The sequence below is a fragment of the Chromobacterium phragmitis genome, from assembly GCF_003325475.1.
GTDB lineage: Bacteria > Pseudomonadota > Gammaproteobacteria > Burkholderiales > Chromobacteriaceae > Chromobacterium > Chromobacterium phragmitis.
The window spans coordinates 870,895-891,693 of sequence record NZ_CP029495.1 but is presented as its reverse complement, the minus strand read 5'-3'; the positions used below and the strand labels follow the sequence as shown (position 1 = coordinate 891,693).

At 61.0% G+C, this 20,799-nt stretch carries 22 protein-coding genes; 13 read left to right on the top strand and 9 right to left on the bottom strand.

The window, feature by feature from the left end:
* Positions 1–113 precede the first annotated feature (113 nt).
* The 10 genes from DK842_RS23810 (at position 114) to DK842_RS04395 (ending at position 7,914) form a co-directional block, all read left to right on the top strand.
* Positions 114–1,367, top strand: a complete 1,254-nt coding sequence (locus DK842_RS23810) for a flagellin N-terminal helical domain-containing protein (RefSeq protein ID WP_232538590.1) — start codon at positions 114–116, stop codon at positions 1,365–1,367.
* Between the two features lie 218 nt (positions 1,368–1,585).
* Positions 1,586–2,434: a flagellin N-terminal helical domain-containing protein gene (locus DK842_RS04435; protein WP_114060274.1), complete on the top strand. Its 849-nt coding sequence runs from the start codon at positions 1,586–1,588 to the stop codon at positions 2,432–2,434.
* A gap of 60 nt (positions 2,435–2,494) precedes the next feature.
* A complete protein-coding gene (locus tag DK842_RS04430) occupies positions 2,495–2,935 on the top strand; it encodes a flagellar protein FlaG (RefSeq protein WP_232538589.1) in 441 nt (146 codons plus the stop codon).
* 37 nt (positions 2,936–2,972) lie between these two features.
* A complete protein-coding gene (gene fliD / locus DK842_RS04425; protein WP_114060273.1) occupies positions 2,973–4,346 on the top strand; it encodes a flagellar filament capping protein FliD in 1,374 nt (457 codons plus the stop codon).
* A 56-nt stretch (positions 4,347–4,402) separates the two neighbouring features.
* Positions 4,403–4,840, top strand: a complete 438-nt coding sequence (gene fliS, locus DK842_RS04420) for a flagellar export chaperone FliS (RefSeq protein ID WP_114060272.1) — start codon at positions 4,403–4,405, stop codon at positions 4,838–4,840.
* A gap of 6 nt (positions 4,841–4,846) precedes the next feature.
* The gene (locus tag DK842_RS04415; protein ID WP_114060271.1) at positions 4,847–5,179 is read left to right on the top strand and encodes a flagellar protein FliT; all 333 of its coding nucleotides are present in this window, start codon (positions 4,847–4,849) and stop codon (positions 5,177–5,179) included.
* Between the two features lie 97 nt (positions 5,180–5,276).
* Positions 5,277–5,630, top strand: a complete 354-nt coding sequence (locus tag DK842_RS04410; protein WP_114060270.1) for a DUF2802 domain-containing protein — start codon at positions 5,277–5,279, stop codon at positions 5,628–5,630.
* Entirely contained in the window at positions 5,627–6,661 is a 1,035-nt protein-coding gene (gene fliK / locus DK842_RS04405) for a flagellar hook-length control protein FliK (protein ID WP_114060269.1), read from the top strand. Before DK842_RS04410 ends, fliK begins: the two co-directional genes overlap by 4 nt.
* Positions 6,642–6,980 carry an EscU/YscU/HrcU family type III secretion system export apparatus switch protein gene (locus tag DK842_RS04400; protein ID WP_114060268.1) on the top strand — a complete coding sequence of 113 codons (339 nt, stop codon included), beginning with the start codon at positions 6,642–6,644 and terminating at the stop codon, positions 6,978–6,980. The genes fliK and DK842_RS04400 overlap by 20 nt, the downstream gene beginning before the upstream one ends.
* A 67-nt stretch (positions 6,981–7,047) precedes the next feature.
* Positions 7,048–7,914, top strand: a complete 867-nt coding sequence (locus tag DK842_RS04395) for an NAD(P)-dependent oxidoreductase (RefSeq protein ID WP_114060267.1) — start codon at positions 7,048–7,050, stop codon at positions 7,912–7,914.
* A gap of 66 nt (positions 7,915–7,980) precedes the next feature.
* Here DK842_RS04395 and DK842_RS04390 read toward each other — a convergent pair whose 3' ends face one another.
* The 4 genes from DK842_RS04390 to DK842_RS04375 form a co-directional block, all read right to left on the bottom strand.
* Positions 7,981–8,250 carry an HU family DNA-binding protein gene (locus DK842_RS04390; RefSeq protein ID WP_114060266.1) on the bottom strand — a complete coding sequence of 90 codons (270 nt, stop codon included), beginning with the start codon at positions 8,248–8,250 and terminating at the stop codon, positions 7,981–7,983.
* A 263-nt stretch (positions 8,251–8,513) separates the two neighbouring features.
* Positions 8,514–9,665, bottom strand: a complete 1,152-nt coding sequence (locus DK842_RS04385) for a chromate transporter (RefSeq protein ID WP_198414629.1) — start codon at positions 9,663–9,665, stop codon at positions 8,514–8,516.
* Between the two features lie 278 nt (positions 9,666–9,943).
* Positions 9,944–10,594 (bottom strand): hypothetical protein, encoded by a 651-nt coding sequence (locus DK842_RS04380; protein ID WP_145963967.1) that lies wholly within the window; start codon positions 10,592–10,594, stop codon positions 9,944–9,946.
* Positions 10,595–10,803: 209 nt separating this feature from the next.
* Positions 10,804–11,670, bottom strand: coding sequence for a YicC/YloC family endoribonuclease (locus DK842_RS04375; RefSeq protein ID WP_114060264.1), 867 nt, complete (start codon positions 11,668–11,670; stop codon positions 10,804–10,806).
* A 95-nt stretch (positions 11,671–11,765) separates the two neighbouring features.
* Between DK842_RS04375 and DK842_RS04370 the strand changes: the two genes are divergently transcribed.
* Genes DK842_RS04370 through rph form a run of 3 tightly spaced genes read left to right on the top strand, consistent with a single transcriptional unit; the run spans position 11,766 to position 14,383 of the window.
* Positions 11,766–12,734: a serine/threonine protein kinase gene (locus DK842_RS04370; RefSeq protein WP_114060263.1), complete on the top strand. Its 969-nt coding sequence runs from the start codon at positions 11,766–11,768 to the stop codon at positions 12,732–12,734.
* A 2-nt stretch (positions 12,735–12,736) separates the two neighbouring features.
* Positions 12,737–13,615, top strand: coding sequence for a PP2C family protein-serine/threonine phosphatase (locus DK842_RS04365; protein WP_114060262.1), 879 nt, complete (start codon positions 12,737–12,739; stop codon positions 13,613–13,615).
* A gap of 51 nt (positions 13,616–13,666) precedes the next feature.
* Positions 13,667–14,383, top strand: coding sequence for a ribonuclease PH (gene rph, locus DK842_RS04360; protein WP_114060261.1), 717 nt, complete (start codon positions 13,667–13,669; stop codon positions 14,381–14,383).
* Between the two features lie 49 nt (positions 14,384–14,432).
* Here the strand turns inward: rph and DK842_RS04355 are convergent, their stop codons facing one another.
* The 5 genes from DK842_RS04355 to DK842_RS04335 form a co-directional block, all read right to left on the bottom strand.
* On the bottom strand, positions 14,433–15,251 hold the full coding sequence (locus tag DK842_RS04355; protein WP_114060260.1) for a trypsin-like serine peptidase: 819 nt from the start codon (positions 15,249–15,251) through the stop codon (positions 14,433–14,435).
* 89 nt (positions 15,252–15,340) lie between these two features.
* Positions 15,341–16,249 carry a hypothetical protein gene (locus DK842_RS04350; protein WP_114060259.1) on the bottom strand — a complete coding sequence of 303 codons (909 nt, stop codon included), beginning with the start codon at positions 16,247–16,249 and terminating at the stop codon, positions 15,341–15,343.
* Positions 16,250–16,384: 135 nt separating this feature from the next.
* Entirely contained in the window at positions 16,385–17,659 is a 1,275-nt protein-coding gene (rstB, locus tag DK842_RS04345) for a two-component system sensor histidine kinase RstB (RefSeq protein WP_114060258.1), read from the bottom strand.
* A gap of 6 nt (positions 17,660–17,665) precedes the next feature.
* Positions 17,666–18,379 carry a two-component system response regulator RstA gene (gene rstA / locus DK842_RS04340; RefSeq protein WP_114060257.1) on the bottom strand — a complete coding sequence of 238 codons (714 nt, stop codon included), beginning with the start codon at positions 18,377–18,379 and terminating at the stop codon, positions 17,666–17,668.
* Positions 18,380–18,519: 140 nt separating this feature from the next.
* A complete protein-coding gene (locus DK842_RS04335; RefSeq protein ID WP_114060256.1) occupies positions 18,520–20,688 on the bottom strand; it encodes a hypothetical protein in 2,169 nt (722 codons plus the stop codon).
* Positions 20,689–20,799: the final 111 nt, after the last annotated feature.

Genomic DNA, 20,799 nt, shown 5'->3' with positions numbered 1-20,799 from the left:
GTTGTTTATTGCTTGTGAAAATGATTAGCGCAGCTCATTTTTGGTAATAATACCATTTTCATAACAAATTCCTCCTGTCGGCCGATCTTGTCCTCAACAGGCAAGAAAATTCGATGGCCCTGTGGGCCGATAAGGGGAATGAAATGGCAATTACCGTCAACACCAACCTGTCTTCACTGCAGGCGCAACTGAACCTCAACAACTCCAGCATGTCGCTGAACCAGTCGCTGCAGCGCCTGTCCTCCGGCTTCCGCATCAACAGCGGCAAGGACGACGCCGCCGGTCTGGCCATTTCCCAGACCCTGACCTCCGCCATCCGCGGCAACAACCAGGCAATGCGCAACGCCAACGACGGCGTGTCCGTCGGCCAGACCGCTGAAGGCGCGATGGGTCAGATCGCCAACAACCTGCAGCGCATCCGCGAAATCGCGGTGCAGGCTTCCAACGGCGGCGTCAGCGACACGAACCGTTCGCAGCTTCAAAACGAAGTGAACCAGCTGACCCAGGAAATCTCCCGCACCATCCAGACTACCGAGTTCAACGGCACCAAGTTGCTGGCCGGCGGCGCTAATCTGACCTTCCAGGTGGGTTCCGAGGGCGCGGCGGATAACCAGATCAGTATTCAGACCGTGGATTTGACTCAGTCGACCCCGAACACCCTTTCTGGCTCTACTGCAGACCTGACAAAGGCTGCTGCAGATGCCAAGACCGCGTGGGATGCCGCAAAGACGGCATACGGAGCTGTTGCCGATGCCACTACTGGCGCGCCGAATCCCGGCGTGACACAGGCTACTGCAGATGAAATGAAGCGCAAGTCGCTGAATGCGGAGAAAGCCTATCTGGATACTGACCTCGCCGCCAAAAGCAAGGCGGTGGACGATGCCGACAAGGCCTGGCAGGCTGCGGATACCGCAGGCAAGGCGGCTGCGAAGACGGCGTTGGATAATGCCCGGACGGCGATGGATACCGCCAAGGATGCCCAGACCACGTTCAGCAACGCCAATCCGACTATTGGCGCCAGCGGCGGCCTGCACTCCTTCAATGCCAATCTGTTGGCGGTGAAAACCGTGGATGTGACCTCGCAGGATGGCGCGGCCAAGGCGCTGAACCTGCTGTCTCAGGACATCGCCAAGATTTCCGACCTGCGCTCCACCTTCGGCTCGGTGATGAACCGCTTCGACGCGGTGGTGGCCAACCTGGGCAACTACACCCAGAACCTGACCGCGGCCAACAGCCGCATCATGGACGTGGACTTCGCCTCGGAAACCGCCAACCTGACCAAGGGCCAGATTCTGCAGCAGGCCGGCGGCTCCATCCTGAAACAGGCCAACTCGCTGCCGCAAGCGGCGCTGTCTCTGCTGCAATAAGAGGGATAAGGGCGGCTGGCTTGCCTGAGCAGCCGGCCGCCTAAGGGACGAGAGGGAAGGATCGAACGGGAGCGATGGGATGAGATGACCGGATAGGTCGGGGTTGATGGCGTGTCAAGTGTGAAAATTCACACTTTCACCATAAAGTTCGGAATGCGCTAGCCGATAAGCAGTGTAAGCAAGCCTCTTTGCCCACACTGAGTATCAGGAGAGTCATCATGGCCATTACCGTCAACACCAACGTATCCTCGCTGCAGGCGCAGCTGAATCTGAATAACTCGCAGATGTCTCTGTCGAAGTCTCTGGCACGTCTTTCTTCCGGCTACCGCATCAACAGCGCCAAGGACGACGCCGCCGGTCTCGCGATTTCGCAGACGCTGACTGCGGCGATCCGCGGCAACAACCAAGCGGTCAACAACGCCAATGACGGTATTTCCGTAGGGCAGACGGCTGAAGGCGCGCTGGGTCAGATCGCCAACAACCTGCAGCGTATCCGCGAAATCGCGGTGCAGTCCGCCAACGGCTCGGTTAGCAACACTAACCGTTCGCAGCTGCAAAACGAAGTGGACCAGCTGACCCAGGAAATTTCGCGTATTGTGCAAACCACCCAGTTCAACGGCACTTCGCTGTTGTCCGGCGGCGGCAGCCTGACCTTCCAAGTCGGCTCTTCCGGCGCGGCTAACAACCAAGTGTCGATCTCCTCGGTGGACTTGACCTCCGGCGGCGTGCTGTGTAGCTACAACTCCTCGCTGAGCGCGACCGGCACCATCAGCGTGACCTCGCAGTCCGGCGCGTCCGGCGTGTTGTCGGCCCTGGACGCGGACATCGCGGAAATCTCGACTGTGCGTTCGACTTGGGGCGCGGTGCAGAACCGGTTTGACGCTGTGGTGGCTAACCTGCAAAACTACGTGCAAAACCTGACTGCCGCCAACAGCCGTATCGTGGATGTGGACTTCGCTTCGGAAACGGCTAACCTGACTAAGAACCAGATTCTGCAACAAGCCGGCTCGTCTATCCTGAAGCAAGCCAACACGCTGCCCCAAGCAGCCCTGACGCTGCTGCAATAACGGTAGTAAACTGATGGTATAGCCAGACGCAGCTCCGGTTGGGCAGCCGGAGCTGTGGTCATGAGGAGCATGATCATGCAAATCCCTTCCATCTTATCGCCTTCCGTTCCGACGGCGGCCGCTCCGGTACAGCGTCAGCAACTGGTAGAGCTGGCGCAAGCCCCTGCAAGCGATCAAGGCCAGCCGGTGCTGGCGGATACGACGCAAGCTGTCGCCGCGGTTGGGCAGAGCCAGCAGCAACAGGCGGCGGCGGGTTCGGAACAAAAGCAGCAGTCCCTGACCAAGCAGTTGGAGGATTCGGTCAAGCAGTTGAACAACACGGCCTCTTTGTACAACAGTTCCTTGCTGTTTTCGGTCGACAAGGACACGGGCTCCACCGTGGTAAAGGTCGTCGACAAGGACAACAACAAGGTCATTCGCCAGATTCCGTCCGAAGAAGCGCTGCGCATCGCCAAGGCGATCGGCGACTTCAAGGGCCTCCTGCTGAAGGACAAGGCCTGACCCCTTTGTTCCGAAGCGACAATAACATGGGGATAACATGGCTTCCATTACCAGTTCCGTGGGCGCTCTGGATGTTCAGGGTATCGTCAGCCAGTTGATGGGCATTGAGCGCCGCCCGCTCAACGAAAGTCAACAGCGAGCCGACCAATACAACACCCAGCTCAGCACTGTAGGCAAACTCAGCTCTTCGTTGTCTGCGCTGCAGACAGCCTTGACCGGCCTGTCATCCGGCCGTTTTTTGCAAGTGTTCAAGGCGACTGTCAGCGATGGTTCGATGGCGGCGGTCTCTGCTACCAGCGGCGGCAGCTCGGGCACCTATGAGGTGAACGTGGCGAATCTGGCGACTAGCCGCCAACTGGTGTTTGACAAGGTAGGCTCCGGGACGGCGCCGAATATCACAGATCCGAAGGCGTCCATCACGGGTGCCCCGCAGTCGATTTCCTTCGAGATCAACGGCAAGACTCAGACGGTGAACCTGAGCAGCAACGGCAGTGATCCGATTTCGCTGCAGACCATCAACGACAAGATCAATGCCGCGGGCATCGGAGTCAATGCCTCGATCGTGCAGAACGGCGGCAATTACAAGCTGGTGCTGAAGGCTGCGGAGTCTGGCAAGGATAACCAGTTCAAGATCACTGCCGGCGGCAGCGACACAGGCACGACTAGCGGTTCGACTTTGGCCGGCTTGTCTCAGACCGTGGCCGCTGAAGGCGAGTCAAAGGATGCGGCAAACGCTAACTTAACCGTAAATGGGGTGTCGATCAGCGCGGGCAGCAACAAGGTGACCGATGCCGTGGCGGGTGTGGAGATTGACCTGTATAAAGCAGGGACTTTCACGGTTTCGATGTCGCCTGACAGCGCAGGCGTCGCCAAGAATCTGCAGTCGTTCGTCGATGCCTACAACCAAATCATCAGCGACGTCAAGGCTGCGCGCAGCGGCGCGATGAAGGGCAATGCCTCGATTCTGGACATCCAGAACAAGTTGCAGCAAGTATTGTCTACGCCGGTGGCGGGCGTGGACGCGGTGAACTCCATCGCCTACTTGTCGCAGGCCGGCATTTCGCTGCAAAAAGACGGCACGTTGAAGCTGGATCAGACCGCGTTCAACGACGCGATGAAAAAAGACAAGCAGGCGGTGATGAACCTGTTTGGAAACGCCGCGAATACTGGCTTTGCCCAGCGTTTCAACGCCGCGATCAATGGCATGCTCGATCCCAAGGGCGTGATTGAAACCAGTAAGGCGACGATCAAGTCCAAGGCGAGCGCGGAAACCCAGCTACAGAGCTCGTTGCAGGCTAGGTTGGACACGAAGCAGGCGCAGTTGATCAGGCAATATACGGCTTTGAACAAGACATTGTCAGAGATGCAGTCAGGTTCCGCTAGCTTGTTCAACCTGATTTCTTCCAAGTAAAGTCGCAGTCCGGGCGGCGATGGGTCGCCCGCTAGTTCCAGAAATGATGGTGGGCCATGCTGAATTCACGAATGCTCAAGCAGTTCAATCAGGCATATGCCAATGATGCCTTGAAAACCGCGATTTATGGGGCGAGCCCGGTCGGCATCGTCGTGATGCTTTACGAAGGCGCGATCAAAGCCTTGCAGGCGGCGGATGTCGCCATCGGCCAAGGCCGTTTCGATGAAAAGGCCCGGATGATCACCAAGGTGATGGATATCCTGGAGGGGCTGAGGATCGCATTGGACTTGGAGCAGGGTTCGGATGCGGCTGCGAATCTGAATGATTTGTACCTGTATATGAAGGTCAGGCTGGCCAAGGCCAGCTTGAAGAATGATCTGGAAGTCTTGGCCGAAGTACGCGCGTTGCTGGAAACCATTCTCCCTGCCTGGCAGCAGGTGGATAGAGGGAGCGCGGCTTCGCTGGCGGAGGCCGATCGTCCGGCCGGGGCCTAGTGAGACATGAAATCACGGACGATCACCCCGGCGCAGGCCAAGTTGATTGAAGAGCTGGAGTCGTTGACCAGAGAGCTGCTGGAGGCGGCGACTCGGCGCGATCGCCCCCGTTTCTCTGCGCTCTACGAGCGAAGCGAAGCCGGGGTGAGCCAGCTGCTGAAAGAGTTGGGGGACAACGGGCGAGACAGCCTGAGCGAGACTCAACGGGAAACCCTGCGCAGAGTGCTGATTGTGCGGGAAGAGGCCCAGCAGCAAGTGTCTGGCTGGGCCAAGCAGATCAAAGCGGAACTGCGTGTCCTCAGTCAGAGTTCCAAGTTGAATCGCCAATACAAGGGATGAGCGTCGGTTGTTTTGATTGGCCGGGTTTGGGCTTGGGTTGCGCCATATTTCGCCATACACTTAAGTCAGTGCGGATCTTACCCGAGGGGAAATCTCCATGTCCGGCGCATTCTTCCCGTATCTGATGGTTGTGCTGTGGCTGGCTTTGGCGGCTGCGGCAGTGTACCTGTTCAGCCGTCTGCAGCGCCTGGAAAGCAAACGTGATAGCGTCACCTCCCTGTATCTGGACCAGTTGCAACAGCAAATCAGCTCCCTTCAGCGCGATGTGACGCGCCTGCAGGCTCGCTTGGAGCATCGCAGCCAGGGAGACTCCGGCTTGAGTCCGTATAATCAGGCGATAGAAATGATTCGCCAGGGCTTGACGGCTTCGGAAGTGGCTTCGCGTTGCGGGATTTCCCGCAGCGAGGCGGAGTTGATCGTTTCCCTTTACCGTAACAGCCCGACTTCATGATTCCCTCTCTCCCCACCAATCTTCCGGCTAATGTACAGGGCGGCGGACCGACGGTTGCCCAGCTGCGCAACGCGCTGGATAGCGCGAAACTGCTGGAGGCGCTGAGCCAGCCATCCAAGCTGCCGTCAATGATGGTGGGGGAGCTGTTGACTGCGAAGGTGGCGGACCAACTGGGCAATAATCAGCTGGCCGTGCTGATCAAGAACGCGCTGTTCACGCTGAGTCTGCCGCAGGGCACGAATCTTGCCGGCGATACGCTGAATTTGCGCGTGATGTCGTTGCAGCCGTCGCTGACCTTCGCCTTGCTGGACAGCGGCAAGGAAGCCGCTCCGGCGCAGGATGCCTCGGTCGCGGTAAAGTTGAGCCAAGCCTCCCGTTATTTGACGACCTTGCTGAATTCCGGCGAGGCCCATGCGTCGGCCAAGCCGCTGCAACTGGATGTGGCCCAGCAACCTCCGGCTCAGGTCGCCAGACAACTTCAGCAGGACGTCAAGCAGAGCGGCCTGTTCTATGAGTCCCACCTCAAGGATTTCAGCAATGGCCAGCATCCGCTGGAGCAGTTGAAGCAAGAGCCTCAGGCCAAGCTCAATCTGACGCCGCACATGCTGGACGATGATCAGAAAAGCGGCCAGCTTAAACCCCAATTGCAGGAGCTGGGCAGTTTGGTGCAACGCCAGCTGGATGGCCTGGAGAACCGGACGGTGCAGTTTCAGGGCCTGGCCTGGCCGGGGCAACCCATGCAGCTGCAGATTGAGCAGGAAAAAGCCGAGAATGAGCGCAAGGGAGGGGGCGGCGGCGAAGACATTCCCGCGTGGAATACCAGTTTGTCCCTCGAGTTGCCGACGCTGGGCGGCATGGGAGTGAAAGTGCGGATGGTGGGGCAGTCGGTGCAGGTGATGTTCAGCGCAGACGAAAGCGAAACCGGGCAACTGATACAACGCCATGCGGCTCGACTGCAGGGCGGCATGGCGGCAGCGGGACTGAATCTTGCCAGCCTGGTGGTGAAGCAGCATGAACCAAGCGCAGAGTGACGACAAGCGCCGCTCCGCGGTTGCCTTATCGTACAAAGAGGGCCAGCACTCGCCCCGAGTGGTGGCCAAAGGCTATGGCCAAGTCGCCCAGCGCATCATCGACAGCGCGCAGGACGCGGGGGTATTCGTTCACGATTCTCCGGAGTTGGTATCCCTGCTGATGCAGGTGGATTTGGACAAGCATATTCCCCCCGAACTGTATCGCGCCGTCGCGGAAATCCTGGCTTTCGTCTATTACCTGGAGAAGCAGGCCAGTCAGACCGGCGAGGAGTTTGAAAACTGGCTGGCCGGCCGGCGGGAGCCGGCTGACAATTCTTGAGCGCCGCTGGCGCATCTTTTCGCAATAGCCTATCCTCATCCGATTGCTGTTTCGCATCGGAGAAAACATGCGCGTCGGATATATCGGTCTGGGCATCATGGGGCGTCCTTGCGTCCTTAATCTGTTGAGAGCGGGCCATGAGGTTTGCGTTTGGGCAAGACGGAAAGAAAGCGCCGAACCATTGCTGCAGTCCGGCGCGACGTGGGCGGATAGTCCGGCAGCGCTAGCCGGGCAAGTGGATGTGCTGGTGACCAATGTGTCGGATACCGTCGACGTCGAGTCGGTCCTGTTGGGCGAGGGCGGCGCGGCCGAAGGCGCGAAGCCGGGCCTGGTTTGCGTGGATATGAGCACCATCGCGCCCAATGGCGCGCGCCGCATTGCCGCGGCTTTGGCGGAAAAGGGCGTGGATTTTCTGGATTGCCCGGTATCGGGCGGCGAGGTCGGCGCGGTCAACGGCACGTTGACCGTGATGGTGGGAGGCAAGGGTGAGGCGCTGGACAAGGCGTTGCCGGCGTTGCGGGCGATGGGGCAGACCATCACCCATATCGGCGCCAGCGGCGCCGGCCAGGTAGCCAAGGCCTGCAACCAGATCGCGGTGGCGGTAGGTGTGGCGGCGGTGGCGGAAATCGTCAAGCTGGCGAAGGCCTGTGATGTGGATCCCGCTCCGGTGCGCGCCGCGTTGCTGGGCGGCTTCGCCCAGAGTCGGGTGCTGGATGTTCATGGGCAGAGGATGATAGACGACAACTATGCGCCAGGGTTCAAGGCCAAGTTGCACGCCAAGGACATGCATATCGTGCTGGATACCGCGCGCGAGCAGGGCATCAGCCTGCCGGCGGCGGAGCGCACGATGCAGTTGATAGACGAACTGGTGGCGCAGGGAGGCGGCGAACTGGATTCGTCCGCGATCGCCAAGCTGATCTGGAACCGGAACTGATCTCAAGCATGCAAGCAAAAGGGCCGCGAAATCGCGGCCCTTTTTCATGTTCGGCTCATGTGCGCATCAGGCGATGCGGTCTTTCAGCTGTTTGCTGGCGACGAAAGAAACCTTGCGCTTGGCGGCAATCTGGATGGTCTCGCCGGTTTTCGGATTGCGGCCGGTGCGGGCGGCGCTTTCCTTCACCTTGAATTTGCCGGCCACGATGCTGATCTCGCCGTTGCTGGCCAGGGTGTCCAGCAGTACGTCGTCGAAAGCGCCCAGCACACGCAGCACGTCGGCTTTGGTCAGGCCGGACTTGTCGGAGAGAAGGGCAATCAGTTCGGCTTTGGTCATGGCGATGGATCTTTCGATAAAGAGTAGTAAAGGCTCATTTTCTGCGATTTCACGCCGTGAATAAAGGTAAAAAAGCATGATCGGCGTGTAAATGACATGAGGGAGGGTCGGATAGCGGTTGGATGGGGGAGCAAGCTTTGTGTGCCCAACTGATGGATCAGATTATTGAGTAGATTTTTCAACACTTTGCCAGTAAAGCATCGGGCTGCTCGCGCTTTTCTTATGGGCACATGAAAAATGGGAGTGCCGAGCTTGCCGGTTCATTAATGATGTGTCAGCGGAAACAACGCCACGCCGAGCAGCGCCGCCGCGGCCACGATGATCGGTTCCGGCAATGGCTTCAGCCGCCAAAGCAGCGCTGCGGCGGCGATCGCCAGCAGAGCGGTTGGCAGGTCGGCCAGGGAGCGTTGGGCCAGCAGCACGACCGAACCTGCGATGGCTCCAATGGCCGCCGCGGTGATGCCATCGACGAAAGCCATCAGGCCTGGGCGCTTGCCGTGCTTCTTGAAATGGGGCGCCGCCAGCACCGTGATCAGATAGCACGGCAGGAAGGTGGCCAGCGCTGCCATGCACGCGCCGGGCAAGCCGGCCACCAGATAGCCGATGAACCCCGTAGTGATCACCACCGGCCCCGGCGTGATCATCGCCACTGCTACCGCGTCGACGAACTGCTTGTCGGTCAGCCAATGATGCTCGGTGACGATGCCTCCATAGAGGAAGGGCACGATTGCCAAGCCCGAACCGAAAACGAAGGCGCCAGCCTTGGCGAAAAACACGGTCAGTTGCAGCAGCAGGCCCGGATCGGCCGCGGCGGGCAGCAGCGGCAATGCCGCGCCCAACATGCCGGGAGGCGGTCGGGACCGGCAGCGTACCAGCCAAACCAACAGGCCCGCCGCAATGAACAGCCAGGCGATTTCTGACTGGGTGACGATGGTGACTAGCGCCAGCGCCGCGAAGATGCTCCACAATAATCGGTCGCTTTTCAGGTTCTTGGTCGCCAGCTTATGCGCGCTGATCGCCATGATGCCGATCACGGCGGCGCCTACACCATAGAATACCGCCTGCATCCAGGGCAAGCCGCCGAAGGCCTGATAGGCCCAACCCAGCGCCAGTACCATCAGGAAGGACGGCAGCACGAAGCTGAGGCCGGCGGCGGTGGCGCCCAATACGCGGTAATGGACATAGCCCAGGTAGATCGCCAGTTGGGCCGCTAGCGGCCCCGGGGCGATTTGCGCCAGCGCGATGCCTTCCTTGTAATCGGCCTCGGCTATCCAGCCGCGCCGCTCGACCAGATCACGATGCATGTAGCCGACCAGCGCCACCGGGCCGCCAAAGCCCAGCGTGCCCAGCCGCAGGAAATAACGCGTCAGTTGCCACAGGCTGTACTGGGCGGGCGTAATGGGAGGGGCCATCATGATTCGACTCCTGGCCGGCGGGCGATGGGTATGCAATGAATCTAGCACTTTCGCAATCTCGACCAGCAGTTATTCATCGTCTTATGGAGGCTTGGAATCCCGGATGCGGTTCCCATGGGGAGCGAATAGCAACTGGCGCCCTAGCGCGAGCGTATCGCTCTGCGAGCTCCCTTTTTTATGGGCTGAAAAATTCGGCGGAGCGCTTCCATGGAGTTTGTGGGTTCATGCTGGCTGAACCTGTGGCCTCCCCTGCGCAGAAATTTCGGATCGGCTTAGATTCAGACATGGCTGACGCCGACGATGACCTCTTCCAGAACTTTCTTCGGCTCGATCCTCAAGCCATCGGGGAGGAAGCGGCTGTCAAAGGTGCCGGCGCTGAACAGCTTGATGAGGAGAACAAGCAGGCCCGCGTCGCAGTCGGCCGTGGAAAAGATCAGCGGCGCGGCGCGCTTGGCGGTGTGAAGCGCCATGGTCGAGCGGTCGATGGCCTCCTGGAACATCACGTCCGACAGCTTGACGCTGATGGTCTTTTGGGACGACAGGAATACGGCCCGCTTGTTGGTCAGATTGAGCGCGCCGTCGGCCAGCGATGTTAAGGCATCTACGCTGATGCGCTGCCCGCCGCCTACATAGACGCCACGCGCGACACGCACAGCCCCGCCGACATGGTAGGACTGCTTGCGGTAGCCGTAGAGGGTGGCGCCGGTCTCGATCACGCCAAACTCTCCTGCCTGCATGTTCAATGGCAGCGGCACGTCAGGGAAGGCTCGTGAGTTGTCCACCTGGCGGAAATAGCACATGAGCGCATCGGCTCTTGTCTGCTGCTGCGCCTCCGCTTCTTGTTGTCGGCGTTGTCGGTTTTGCTCCTTGACGTGTAGTCGCCAGACTGCCAGCGCCATGGCGGCAGTTATCAACAGTATCCATTCCATGATGCGCCCCTTGCGATGGTGTCATCATGGTGGAAATCAGATGTGTTGAAAGCTTGAGTATCGGGCTTCATCGACCTCGTTTTCGACATCAGGGTTGGAAGTCTGGACGGCGATATGCGTGTCGGCGCGGTGACAGTCCAAAATGAATAAAGCCCCGGCTGGCGGGGCTTCTGAGGTTTCGCTGACACGCCATGATGCGGCGTGAGGGCTTACTCGATGTTTTGAATCTGCTCTCGCATTTGTTCGATCAACACCTTCAGCTCGACCGAGGCCTGGGTAGTGTCGGTGGAGACCGATTTGGAGCCCAGGGTGTTGGCTTCGCGGTTCAGTTCCTGCATCAGGAAATCCAGCCGCTTGCCGGATTGGCCGCCGGATTTGAGGATGCGGCGAACTTCGGTCAGGTGGGTGGTCAGGCGCGATAGCTCCTCGTCCACGTCTATTTTCTGGGCGAACAGCGCGAATTCCTGTTTCAGCCGGTCTTCGTCCACGCTGCCCAGCGCTTCTTGCAGGCGGCCGGACAGCTTGGCCATGTAGTTTTCCAGGATTTGCGGCAGTTTGGGCTTGATCGCGGCGACGATGGTCTCCATGCCTTCTATGCGTTCGATCAGCACGTCCTTCAGTTTTTCGCCTTCGCGGGAGCGGGAGGCGTTGAAGTCGGCCAATGCGGTTTGCAGCGCCTCCAGACACAGTTGGTGCAGCACTTCCGGCGCCAGCTCGTTGCTTTTCAGCACGCCGGGCCAGCGCATCAGTTCGCCCACCGACAGGCCCTTGCCTTCGCCGCTTTGCTTTTGCACTTCGCGCGAAACCTCCAGCAGCCTGGACAGGAAGGCCTGGTTCAACTCCAGTGTCGGGGCGGCGCTGTCCACCTGGTTGAGGCCTACGCGGCATTCCAGTTTGCCGCGGGTGACGCGGGCGGCGATCTGCTCGCGCAGCTGCGGTTCGATGATGCGTAGCTCTTCCGGCAGGCGCATCTGCACGTCGAGGTAGCGATGATTGACGGCCCGGACTTCCAGGCTCAACATGCCGCCAGGGAATTCCCGGGTGGCGGCGGCGAAGCCGGTCATGCTCAATATCATGGGGAGCTCCTGTATCGGTATTTTCGAATGCTGGGCCCGAATTGCTTTGCTAAGCTCAATTCAGGGCCAGTGGACACTATAACAACTGCCATTCGATGACTCAATCCAGCAAGCAGACCCCGCTTCCGGCAGGCTATCGGCTAGCCGAGTACACCATCGTGCGCCAGCTGTCGATGGGCGGCTTCAGCGTCGTTTATCTGGCGCTGGATGATGACGACCGCAAATTCGCGATCAAGGAATACCTGCCGCGCAATCTTGCGGAGCGCAAGCAGGATGGCGCGGTCACGGTACCGCACGATCTGGATCGAGATGCTTTCAACCTGGGGCTGAAGTGCTTTTTCGAGGAGGGCCGGGTGTTGTCCGGCATTTCCCATCCGGCGGTGGTGCGGGTCAGCAACTTCTTTCGCGCCAACCAGACGGTGTACATGGTGATGGAGTACGCCGACGGCCGTTCGCTGGGGCGGGAGCTGGAACTGGCCGGAGGCAGGATGGAGGAGAGGCTGATCCGCAAGTGGTTCGCCGCTTTGTTGTCGGGCTTGCGCGAGGTGCACAGCCAGCGGCTGCTGCATCTGGATATCAAGCCGGCCAATATTTACTTGCGGCGCAACGGCGTGCCCCTGTTGCTGGATTTCGGCGCCTCCAGGCAGACGCTGTCGCGCCGCGACAAGCATTTCGCCGCAATGTACACGCCAGGCTTTGCCGCGCCGGAGCAATATGAGAAGGAGCAGCCGCTTGGGCCATGGACCGATATTTACGCGATTGGCGCCTGCCTGTACGTTTGCATGGGCGGAGACACGCCTCAGGCCGCCAAGGAGCGGCAAGAGCAGGATTTGCTGGTTCCGGCGTCGCAGGCTTTTCGTTATCGGTATTCGCGCGAACTGACAGGTTTGTGCGACCGGTGTCTGGAGATGGCGCCGGGCGCGCGGCCGGCATCCGTGCTGGAAATCCAGAAGAGTCTCCAGCAGACCGAGTACAGCGAGCCGGAGCGCCCGCCCGCAGGGGAGGGCAACCGTCTGGTCGGCTGGATCAAGGGGCTGGCCGGCGGCCGGCATCGAGAGGGGTAGGGATGAAACTGTCTATCTTCCAGGAGAGCCGGGTGGGAGGGCGCAGCTACAACCAGGACAGGCTCGCTATCGCGCATTCGCGCGAGGCGGTGATGCTGGTGATGGCCGACGGCATGGGGGGCCACATGCGCGGCGAGGTAGCCGCGCAGATCACTGTGGATTTGCTCTGCGAGCTGTTCTATCAGCAGGCGACGCCGACGCTCAGCCATCCAAACCGTTTCCTGGTGAACGCCATCAGTTCGGTGCATCAGGTGATTCTGGAGTATGCGGCGGATCATCGCCTGCCCGACGTGCCCAGCACCACGGTGGTGGTGGCCATCCTGCAGCAAGGCCATTTGTACTGGTGCCATGTCGGCGACTCCCGGCTCTATTTGCTGGATGGGGGCGGTTTGCGGCTGCGCTCGCGCGATCATTCCCAGGTGCAGCGTCTGATTGACCAGGGGCTGTTGACTGAGGAAGGCGCCAAGACCCATCCCGACCGCAACAAGATCTATAACTGCCTGGGCGCTGCGGGCGAGCCGGATATCGACATCGGCGAGCGGCAGGAGATCGGGCCGGGCTGCTCCATCATGCTGTGCACAGACGGCTTGTGGTCCCAGGTGCAGGACGCCGAACTGGAGAAGATATTCGCTGGGCGCAGCGTCAATCAGGTGTTGCCGGCGCTGATCAATGTCGCCGAGCGGCGGGCCGGCGCCGGCGGCGACAATCTGTCCGCCGTGGCGGTGACTTTGCTGGATGACGAGCTGGAGCTGGGCGCGCGCGACGACGCTCTGGATACTGAGAAAACACAGCCGAACAAAGCGGGACGGCTGATTCTCGAGTCGAATTTGGCCACCATGCATCAGGAAATCCTGGCCAGCCAGGTGGACAAGGACTGCTGAGCGCGGCCGGCTGGTATAATCGCGGTCGATTTTCTTACTCCCGGGGCCTTCATGCGACCTTCCCAACGTAGTGCCGACGCGATGCGCGTCGTCCGTCTGACCCGCTCCTACACCAAGCATGCCGAAGGCTCGGTGCTGGTTGAGTTCGGGGATACCAAGGTGATCTGCACCGCCAGCGTCGAGGAGTCGGTGCCGCCTTTCCTGAAGGGAAAGGGCCAGGGCTGGGTGACTGCCGAGTACGGCATGCTGCCGCGTTCTACCGGCAGCCGCATGCGTCGCGAGTCCGCCGCCGGCAAGCAGTCCGGCCGGACCCAGGAGATCCAGCGCTTGATCGGACGTTCGCTGCGCGCGGTCATCGATCTGGCCAAGCTGGGAGAGCGGCAGATCGTCATCGACTGCGACGTGATCCAGGCGGATGGCGGCACCCGCACCGCCAGCATCACCGGAGCCTATGTGGCGTTGGCCGATGCGATCCAGGGGCTGCGCAAGGCCGGCAAGCTGGCTGTGGATCCGCTGCGCGACCAAGTGGCGGCGGTATCGGTGGGCGTTTCACAGGGGCAGCCGGTGCTGGATCTGGATTACCTGGAGGATTCCGGCTGCGAAACCGACATGAACGTGGTGATGACCGGCAGCGGCCGCTTCGTCGAGGTACAGGGCACGGCAGAGGGCGAGCCGTTCAGCGAGGAGGAGATGGCTGCGATGCTGGCGCTGGCGCGCAAGGGCATAGGCGAATTGCTGGCGCTGCAGCGCCAGGCGCTGGAAGGCTGAGCCCGGATCGCCATCTCCTACGCGATCAAGCCGCCTGCGGGCGGCTTTGTCATTTCTTGCCCGGTTTGCCTGATTTGGCGATGAAAGCCTGCAGCGCTTTGTGGAAGACCGGCGCGGACACGCTCATATTGTCTTCCAGCTTACGGCGCGCGGCCGGCGGCGCCGAGCTTTGCACTGCCACAATAGTGGCCTGGCCATTTTTTCCGATGACGAAGATGGGCGAGCCGCTGTTGCCCTCCAGCGTGTCGCAGCGATGGGTGAGGCGGCCATCGTCGCGCAGAGAAGTGGCTTTGCAGCCGTGGTGGACACGCAGATGGCGCTGGTCGTCCACCGGGTAGCCGCCCTGGGTGACGGTCCAGTTTTGCCTGGCCAGCAACGCCTTCAGCGCCTGAGCGCCGCCGGAGAATACAGGCGTTGTGCCCTGGCTGTTGCCCAGCGGCGTGGCCAGCCGGACAAAGGCAAAGTCTCGCGGCGCGATGCGCGGCGGGATGTATAGCCCGTCTCGCTTGCGGATCAGCCCCTTGAGAAAGGTCTTGTCCACTTGCACTTCCTTGATGCGGCTCAACGCGGTGTATTCCTTGCCCCACAGGCCGACAGTGAAGCTCACGGCGGGGTCGAAGCGGCCTTTTTCGTCGATGAAGCAGTGGCCTGCGGTCAATACCACGTCAGGGGCCACCAAGGTGCCGGTGCAGATGGTGCGGGAGCGGGTTTCCAGTTGGCCTACGCTGCGCCAAGGCGCGCGCTCTGGCTTTTCCAGCACGCGGTCGTCCTTGCCGAAGAACAGGATCTTGTGTTCTTTGCTCAATGGCGCGGCATGGGCGAGGGCGGGGAGCAGGGCGAGGCAGAGTGCAATGCGCGGCAACTTCATCGTGGTGGCTCCTGGAAATGGAAACGGGGCGCCGAAGCGCCCCGTGCAATGCTAAGCCGCCGAGTGATCAGGCGGCGCCGGCACTGGAATTACTTGGCGGCGGAAGCCTTAGCCTTGGCAGCGTGCTTCTTGGCCGGAGCGGAAGCGTCTTTCTTGGCGGCTTGAGCCTTTTGAGCAGCGGAAGCGTCTTTCTTGGCTACGTGCTTTTTGGCGTGCTTGTGGGCAGCCTTCTTGGCCGGAGCGGAAGCGTCGGCCTTGGCGGCTTGGGCTTTTTGAGCAGCGGAAGCGTCTTTCTTGGCAGCGTGCTTCTTGGCGTGGTGCTTGTGAGCCTTCTTGGCCTTCGGCGCGGAAGCGTCGGCCTTAGCGGCTTGGGCTTTCTGAGCGGAGGCTTCTTTCTTGGCTACGTGCTTCTTGGCCTTCTTGGCCTTCGGAGCGGAAGCGTCGGCCTTGGCGGCTTGGGCTTTTTGAGCAGCGGAAGCTTCTTTCTTGGCAGCGTGCTTCTTGGCGTGGTGCTTGTGAGCCTTCTTGGCCTTCGGAGCGGAAGCGTCGGCCTTAGCGGCTTGGGCTTTCTGAGCGGAGGCTTCTTTCTTGGCTACGTGCTTCTTGGCCTTCTTGGCCTTCGGAGCGGAAGCGTCGGCCTTGGCGGCTTGGGCTTTTTGAGCAGCGGAAGCGTCTTTCTTGGCAGCGTGCTTCTTGGCGGCGTGCTTGTGGGCCTTCTTGGCCTTCGGAGCGGAAGCGTCGGCCTTAGCGGCTTGAGCCTTCTGAGCTGCGGAAGCGTCCTTCTTCGCTACGTGCTTCTTGGCTTTCTTGGCCTTCGGAGCGGAAGCGTCGGCCTTGGCGGCTTGAGCCTTTTGAGCAGCGGAAGCTACTTTTTTCTTTTCGGCTTTCTTGGCCTTGTGGATGGCCGGAGCGGAAGCGGCGGCTTTTTCAGCGGCGAAGCCGTTGGCGGACACCAGGCTGAAAGCAGCGGTCAGGGCGAGCAGAGCCAGCTTTTTCATTTACGAAACTCCTAAGTTTCTTTCGATTGGGTTGAAATGGACCCGAAGAAGTCCTTATTCAGGGCCGAATGCTAGCGATGGCAAGGCATGGGCGTCTAGGAGGGGCATGTATCCCAATGTTACAAAATGTACATGCTATGCCGTTGGCCAGCGCAGCACGAAGCGGGCGCCGCCCATCGGCGACGCTTCCACTTTGATGCTGCCGCGGTGGGCGCGGGCGATTCCAGCCACGATGGCGAGCCCCAGTCCATGGCCGCCGGTTTTGCGTCCCCGGCTTTCGTCCAGGCGGACAAAGGGATCGAATACCCGGTCCCGGTCGGCTTCTGGTATGCCGGGGCCGTCGTCGTCGACGATGATGCAGTATTGCTGCTTGTCGATCAGCACGTGGGTGGCGACGACGGCGTTGGCGTGCCGGCGGGCGTTGGACAACAGGTTATCCAGGGCTCGGGTGATCAAATGTTCGTCCGCGGTGATGGCCAGCGCTTCGCCGGACGGCTCTATCCAGTGGATCTTCTGGGCCAGCGCAGCCTGGCCGGCGATGCGGTCGCGCGCCCAGGGCAGCGCGTTGAAGCTGACCGGCTTCAGCGGCGCTTCCGGACGGTCCAGCCGGGCGTGGAACAGCAGCTCTTCCACCAGTTGGTCGATGGCGGTGAGGTCGCGTTCAATCGCCTGCCGCTCTTTGGACTCCTGATCGCCCTCAAGCAGCGCCAATCGGTAACGCAGCCGGGCCAGCGGCGTGCGCAGCTCATGGGCGACGGCGTTGGTCAGCGTTTTCTTGCTGTTGATCAGCGCGGCGATATTGTCGGCCATGTGATTGAAGGCGACGCCGAGATGATGGACGCCGGAGTGAGGCGGCAGTTCGACGCGGGCGGCCAGCTCGCCGTTGGCCAGCCGATCGGATGTGCGCTCCAGTGCCACCAGGTCGCGCCAGTGCGGCCGCATCCACAAGAAGACCGGTATCGCCAGCGACAGGCCCAAGAGGCCAAGCAGCGCGTAATCGAACCACTTGAGCCGGTGGAGAAAGAACAGGTAGCGCAACGGGCCGGCCACCAGCAGGTAGTTGCTGTCCTGCAGCTTCTGCAGGAACAGGTATTTGTCTTCCAGCATCACGATCTCGCCGCGATCCAGCGCCTCCTTGGATTCTTCGTCCAGGATGTAGTTGCTCATCTTCTCCACCTTGACGCGGAAAGTGAAGCCGTAGTCGGCGTTGGCCAGCGTTTCGCTCCATCGATCCTCCGGCACGCCGCGCAGGTCGGCCTCGATCAGCGACAGCGTGGTGCGGAGCAGGTCGGCCAGATAGCGCTCGCCCACGCCGTCCACCGCCTGCTTGTAAACGACGCCGACCATGATGACCGCAACCAGGAAGCAGGACATCAGCAACAGGTAGAACTGGATGAACAGACGGCGCATCCGCGCTTACTCCCAGCCGGACAGCGAGAAAAGATAGCCGCGATTGCGCACGGTCTTGATCCGGAACGGCTCGCTGGGGTTGTCGCCCAGCTTCTTGCGCAGCCGTGAAATGGCCACGTCTATGCTGCGGTCCAGGCCGTCATAGTCTACGCCGCGCATTTCTTTCAACAGCAGGTCGCGATTCAGCGTTTCGCCGGCGTGGCTGGCCAGGAGCCATAGCAGGTCGAAGTCGGAGGTGGAGAGCGGAATCTTCTCGCCGGCGAGCACCACGTCGCGGCTGACCGGATCAATGGACAGCTGGCCGAACACCGCCTTGCGCGAGGCTTTGGCCGCCGGAGCTTCGGCAGGCTGGGCCGGGCGCAGATTGCGCAATTGGGCGCGCAGCCTGGCGACCAGCACTGATGGCGGCGTGGTTTTCAGGATGTAGTCGTTGGCGCCCAGCTCCAGGCCCAGAATCTGGTTCATGTCGCTGTCCAGCGAGGTGAGCATGATGATGGGACCGTCGAACTTGGGACGCAGCTCGCGGCAGATGGAGAGGCCATCCTTGCCGGGCAGCATGATGTCGAGCAGCACCAAGTCGGGAGCTTCGCGGGCGATGGTGGCGAGGGCGGCGTCGCCGCGCGGCTCGATGACCACTTCCATTTCATGGCGGGACAGGAAATCGCTGATCAGTTCGGCGAGGTCGGCGTCGTCTTCGACGAATACGATGCGATGGGTCATGCGGGTATCCATGCGGTTGATTGGCGGTTTGCCGGCAAGTATCGCGCGCCAAGGCCGGCCGCTCAAGTGACAGGGGCCGGAGGGACGGGCGGGGCAAAAGAAAAGCCCTCCGCGGGCGGCGGAGGGCGGAGTGGCGAAGCTTAGCCGTGATGATGCTTGCGGGAGTAGGTGTTGAGCGAAACCACCCGGGTCTTTCCGATGCGGTGGCGGTAGATCTCGCGCAGATAGCACACCGCTTTCTGCACGTGCTCGCGGGTCAGCCGGATGTCGTTGATGGACACGAACTTCTTGCTGTCCCGGATCAGTTCGCGGTACTTCTTTTCATACATTGGTTTGATGGCGAACCAGTTGGTGTCGAGGATCTTGGCCGGGTTTTCGTACTCGTTGAGCAGGCGCTCCAGCACAGTCTCGTCGAAGGTGTCGGCGGTGATCAGGTCCAGTATCGTGTTGTCCAGGCTGTCGTCGAAGCGGTGGTTGCCGTGGGCGAAGCAGCGTTTGATGTAGGCGACGATCAACGTCAGGAAGTCGTCGCTGAGGCAGGGGCTCTTGGCCACCAGCGTGGTCAGCGACAGGTTGGTGGAGGCGCCGATCACCAGCGCGTAACGCTTCAGCGTGGTGCTGGGAAACAGATCGTTCAGGTGGCGCTTCAGCCGGTTCAGATCCAGGTAGGACAGCTTGTAGCCCTTGGGCAGCGACAGGATGGCCACCACCGACGAGCAGTTCTGGAAGAAGAACAGCTGGTTCAGCTTTTCCGCCGCATAGCCGGACTGCTTGTAGTCGGCCAGCGCCGCGCGGTAGTTGGCCGATTCGATCGGCAGCAGGCTGATGCCTTCGATCGCTTGGGTCTGCTGGTTGAAGTGCGGCAGGTCGATCGATCGGTAGAACAGGTCATCGATGTCCAGCTTGTTGACGAAGCCGTCCGAGCCCAGCGGGTCGGACACCACCGATTCGGCGTAGGCCACCGCCACCGGGCCGGCCAGGCTCATGAACAGGTCGTTGGCGTCCAGCCGTATCGTCTCGCCCATGTCGATGCCGGCGCGCAGGAAATAGTTCTCGTCGTAGTCGCTGGTGACGGCCTGCGCGGTGAGGATGTTGAAGATCTGCTGCGAGATGTATTGATTGGCGTGGCGCTCCATAGCGTTGACGTCGAGGTGTTCGATGTTGCCGCCCTCGCTCTCCTCGGCGTAGCGCATGATGTCGTTGGAAATCAGCATCATCGCGTTCCAGGGCCGGATGCGGCGCATCACGCTTTCGGCGCCGGCTTCCTCGTTGTCGAAGTTGTAGGAGAAGTCCCACTCCTCGGACAGGTATTTGCACAGCAGCCGGCCGGCGTTGATGTGCAGCGCCTCGGAGCCTTCGGCGTGCTGGCCCGATATATTGGGAAGGATGCAGATGCCGCTGGTGAAGATGGGCTCGAACACGAAGCCGTAGTCGTCCGCCTGGTCCGATTTGCCTTCGTTTCGGGTCTCGAAGGTCTTGCTCATGTAGGCGTATTGCTGGGCCAGACCGAACTCCGAGGCCATGCCGGAGCCAGTGCCGCCGCCGGCGCTGAAAATGTAGAAATACAGCCGCGACTGGTTGGCCTTGATGCCGCAGGAGTCCACCAGGTAGGAGTGGATCAGCGTCCAGTCCGGGTCGGAGAAGCTCAGCGTGTCCTTGTTGAGGATGATCTTGGCCAGGTACTGGCCCAGGATAGGGGCGTTGCCGGCGCCGCCGGCGTGGACCTCGGCCAGATCCATGATCTTCATCTTGTTGTAGTTGTTGATGAAGTCGCCCTGCTCGCCGCGGCGGGAGAAACGGATGCGGCCCTTGATGTCCTTGTCCAGGTCGCCCAGCATCACCATCGGCTCGATCAGAAAGGCCGGCTTGGCCGCTTTGTGCTGGGACAGCAGATTGCGGCGTATCCAGCGGCGGGGCCGTTGTTCCTGCTCCGGCGCGCTCTTGTCGTCCTGATTGAATTCATTGAGATAGAACTTGCGGGCGTTGTACACCAGGGTGGCCACGTCCAGCGCGATATTGGAGCCGCAGCGGCCCAGCCCGATCAGGCATACCGAGGGGAAGGGCCGCTCGGTGGGGAGGTTCGCGCCATCCTCGGCTTCGCGGGTGAACGCCATGCCGCGCAGCGTGTCCAGGTGCTGCAGGATGCGGTTGGTGTCGTGCTCGATGAAGTACTGGTACAGGCCGTGCTGGCCGCGCTCATTCAGATTCAGCAACTGGCGCGCGGTGACCGTTTGCGGGGGGGCGGCGGCCGGTTCGTCTGGGGTGGTCGGGGGATTCGAGGACTGGTCGTACATAGATTGCATGATCATCCATTCTCTCTTCAGGTTACCCTTGATTCGGGCGGTCGGGCCGATTCGGCCGGCCGTTCCTTTCAGCAGCGATGCTTATGGTGTTTTGGTGTTATTCACATTCCATTGTCA